Genomic DNA, 3,262 nt, shown 5'->3' with positions numbered 1-3,262 from the left:
CCTTTCACACAGCTACATCCATTATTTCTGGAATAGAAGCTATGCATATGGTAAAAAAAGAACAGATTGATTTACGGGATCAGTCTGTCCAAAACCAGAAAGAATTCATCCATCGATTGTTTGGGATTACAGCATAAAATAGAATTCCGCTAGAAATATATGAGCTATATTCTCTTTTATTTTATCTTTGCACCAGAACCGCACAGACAATACAGAGTACAAGAATGCGAGTGCAATAATCAAAAGCTTTGCGAGATCTTTCGCAAAGCTTTTATAATGATACATATTATAATAGTATTTTTTGTATTTCTTCTGTGCTTAGACCGGTAAACTTTGCAATATCTTCTAACGGCATTCCATTTTTATGCATACCACGAATTAATTGTGCACGCTCAGCTAATTTACCTTCTTCTTTACCTTCCTCATGAGCATGAGCTATTTTAGCTTGTTCATCTAGAAGTACTTTCTCACGAGCTTCATAAGCTGTTCGGAAAGAAGAATCATGGCTCATATTTTCCCATTTATGCATTGCCTTTTGTAAAATTGGATCTTGATTCATCGCAATCTCCTCCAATGTCTGAGTTAAGTGTTCATCTTCATGGGCTGGTAACAATAACATCCAACGGACAAATGTATTTTCCCATGGATTTACTTTTTCTTCACGCCATTGTTTCACTAATTTTGGAATCTCTACAAAATGGATTTCAATATCGTCACTTAAAACCTGTTGTGTTTTCGAATTCCATAATTGTCCGATGGTGTGAAATGAATCTTCATAAGAAAATAATATGAAATCTAATAAGTTAATGGTAATTGTTTTCCGAAGTGAACGATATGGCATCCCTTCTTGCATTTGGGATGTATAGAGCTTACTCCAATAGTATAAAGAGCGTTTTACCATATCATGTGTATTTCGGAGTTGAATCTCAATATTCACTTGCGTTCCATTGTCGAGTGTTGCTAATAAGTCTAGTATGGATAACTTATCATCTTCATAAGACTTATGGAGATGTGGGTCTTCCAATTGTAGTGATGAAATAGGTGTATCTAAAGATTCTTCTAAGATAGCGTTTAGAAATCCAATTAAGATTTCTTCATTCCCCTTTGTTCCAAATAACTGTTTAAAAGCAAAATCAATTCGTAAATTTACTAATTTTGTGGACATGGGTTTCCTCTCCCTGTCTTTCTTTTCTTAACTGTATTTTATAAGATAGTCCCTTGCATATGCAAATGCTTCTGTATTTCAAGTATACATCTGTTTATAAATGTATACCTTTACAAACAGGTTATTTTTTAGAGGAAAAGCAAGCATGTACCGAAAGGTATTGATATTTTAAGAACGTTTCTAAAAATATTTTTGATGTTTTGGAATGCTATGTTTGCATTAATTTGCGTAATCCCAAAAGGTGTACTTTTTGGAACTTACATTAAAATTATATGAATATTCAATCTAAAGGGTTTGGGGTATTTACTAACGTAATAGTAATTATGATATATAAAATATGGAGGAATTCGAATGAATTATCTTTTTGTTACTAAATTACACAATATGTCCCTTGATTCAGTATATGCTAAAGGAAAAGTAATCAGTGGAAGGACTAGAATATCGAATGGAAGTGAAAATTTTAAAAAGTATTTTGATAATCGCTTTTTCAGAGGGGAAATTGGTGAAATTGAATATAGAGAATTAGAGAACAGTGTATATATGTATGCTGTAGGAAAAATAGAGGATTTAAAAGGTAATTTAACTCATGAATCCTCTTACCATAATTGTTTAGATTTTTTATTAAGAAAAGCTCAGTATTTTGCAAATTGTTTATGGCTAACAAAAGATAATACAGTACATGTTAGAACTGGTTATTTACATTTATACGATGATAATTTCCCTTTAAATCAAGCTGTAATAAGTTGTTCATTAAATTTAGTTCCTACAACAGCTTCCTGTGAATTTTATGAAACTTCGTTTTCTACAGAAGAAATTGAAAAAACATTATTATATTACAGTCATAATCCAGTAGAAAATTGGGATAAAGAAGAAAGCTTGCAAATGCCTAGTAAAAATCCCCTTACTAAAGATAAAGAAAGAATTGATAGGGCACGATACTTCTTATTAATAGCACGTGGTGCAACATCTTTACCAATTAAAATAATGTATTATTGTTCTATTCTTGAGTGTCTACTCACTTCAGATAATTCTGGATTATCTCATAAAGTATCTGAACGATTTGCCTATTACGTAGGTGATAATCTTGCAGAACGTAAAAAATACTTTAAGTTGGCAAAAAATGCGTATGATATTCGCTCTAAGACTGTACATGGACAACCAATAAAAAAAACAAAAGAAGAAATGCAAAAGATTGCAATAGAAATCGATGCTGCCATTAGAAAGATATTTAATGGTTACTTAAATGAAGAAGGTTACTATAACATATTTAATATGAAAAATGATGATTATGAATCTTGGTTTACCGAATTAATACTAGGAGAGCATCAATAAAACACGAAGTTCATATAATGATGGAATTTGCAATAAAAATGAGTTTTACAAAAGATACAAAATGTTAAACTCATAAAAACCAGTGATATCATACACATGTACTGATATCACTGGTTTTTTGTATGGATAATTAATGGTCAGTTTTACAAATTATAAAAAATCATCAACTTAGTTTTACTTTTTATTCACTGGTAGTTAGAATACATTATTATTGGTTTGAGCTGTTAAAAAAACTGTTGCAAAATTGAATATGAAAATGAGATTATTTTAAGCGATTGTTCAATATTTAATATTTAAACAATATGTTATAGGAGGAAAAAATGTACGAATTAACAATAGGATTAAAATAGGTTCTGGTGCAAAAATGATTACGTCGATAATCCAACATGAATGTTATATTCTCATGAGAATGAGTTATTCGGAAATCAATATAAAAATCCGTATTTTTATACTTTGTAAAGATTGAACGTTCGTAATTACCCTCATATTTTTGTGTATATTTTGACAACATTCGAGGTTTGCATCAGAACCAATAAAAACAAGGGTTCTGTTGCAAAGTTTCCTACATGAAGCTACACTCTAGAAAACAGGATCTAGGAGAATCAGACATGAGATATTTTAAAGGAAAACAATTCAAGAAAGATATTATTGTAGTAGCTGTCGGCTACTACTGCCGTTTTTCTTTAAGTTATCGCGATGTATCTGAAATCCTGAAAGAACGTGGTATTTCAGTTCACCCAACAACTATCATGCGATGGGTTCATG

2 protein-coding genes and 2 pseudogenes are annotated in these 3,262 nt (G+C 31.0%); 3 read left to right on the top strand and 1 reads right to left on the bottom strand.

Going from position 1 to position 3,262, the window contains the following annotated elements; genetic code table 11:
- Window positions 1–137, top strand: a pseudogene (locus AC1DIT_RS27650) (IS6 family transposase); the annotation flags it as partial.
- A 149-nt stretch (window positions 138–286) separates the two neighbouring features.
- On the opposite strand, the gene AC1DIT_RS27645 reads toward AC1DIT_RS27650, so the two are convergent.
- Complete coding sequence (locus tag AC1DIT_RS27645) at window positions 287–1,165, bottom strand: Rpn family recombination-promoting nuclease/putative transposase (RefSeq protein WP_016113461.1); 879 nt, start codon at window positions 1,163–1,165, stop codon at window positions 287–289.
- Window positions 1,166–1,516: 351 nt separating this feature from the next.
- Here AC1DIT_RS27645 and AC1DIT_RS27640 point away from each other — a divergent pair, with 351 nt between their 5' ends.
- Entirely contained in the window at window positions 1,517–2,497 is a 981-nt protein-coding gene (locus AC1DIT_RS27640) for a HEPN domain-containing protein (protein ID WP_016113462.1), read from the top strand.
- 608 nt (window positions 2,498–3,105) lie between these two features.
- Window positions 3,106–3,262 (top strand): annotated as a pseudogene (locus AC1DIT_RS27635) (IS6 family transposase); the annotation flags it as partial.

This window comes from Bacillus sp. 05T22 (assembly GCF_056396765.1).
Note: the sequence above shows the minus strand (reverse complement) of the source record. Positions and strands in the feature narration are given on the sequence as shown.

What these genes read in the sequence shown, in the direction of transcription:
- AC1DIT_RS27645 (WP_016113461.1), bottom strand. Translation starts at nt 1,165, where the DNA reads ATGTCCACAAAATTAGTAAATTTACGAATTGATTTTGCTTTTAAACAG.
- AC1DIT_RS27640 (WP_016113462.1), top strand. Translation starts at nt 1,517, where the DNA reads ATGAATTATCTTTTTGTTACTAAATTACACAATATGTCCCTTGATTCA.